Origin of the sequence: Flagellimonas hadalis (assembly GCF_007785775.2) — a bacterium.
Classification (GTDB): Bacteria; Bacteroidota; Bacteroidia; order Flavobacteriales; family Flavobacteriaceae; genus Flagellimonas; species Flagellimonas hadalis.
On sequence record NZ_VNIK02000053.1, the window covers coordinates 1 to 366 of the forward strand.

Sequence of the window (366 nt, forward strand, 5' to 3'; positions counted from 1 at the left end):
TTAGCTGGGACCACAACGTATTTCACCATATAGTTGTCATTATTTTCCACTATGGAAGCATCGGTTGCTTCCACACCACTAATCACAAATCCAGTGATGCCATCATTGGGGTCTTCATGTGAAATGCCAAATGCAAATAAATGAATGAAATTGCCCAATTCGATAGGAAATAGCGATGTAGCCGTACCATTACCAGTACTGAGTTTCATGTAGAATAAAACAACTCCACCGGTTTCCAAAAAAGCATTGATATCATTAATGCCAGGAATTTCTTCAATGTACATATTTCCCCAAGTAGGAGGCTCCATGTTATCTATATCATCCCAAACAATATGCATCCAATCGGAAACAATCACGTTGGCATTC

General features: G+C 39.1%; 1 protein-coding gene. It reads right to left on the bottom strand.

Features of this window, described 5'->3' with window-relative positions; all coding sequences use genetic code 11:
* A partial coding sequence (locus tag FOT42_RS18225) for a hypothetical protein (RefSeq protein ID WP_192938451.1) occupies nucleotides 1–366 on the bottom strand: 366 nt, incomplete at both ends.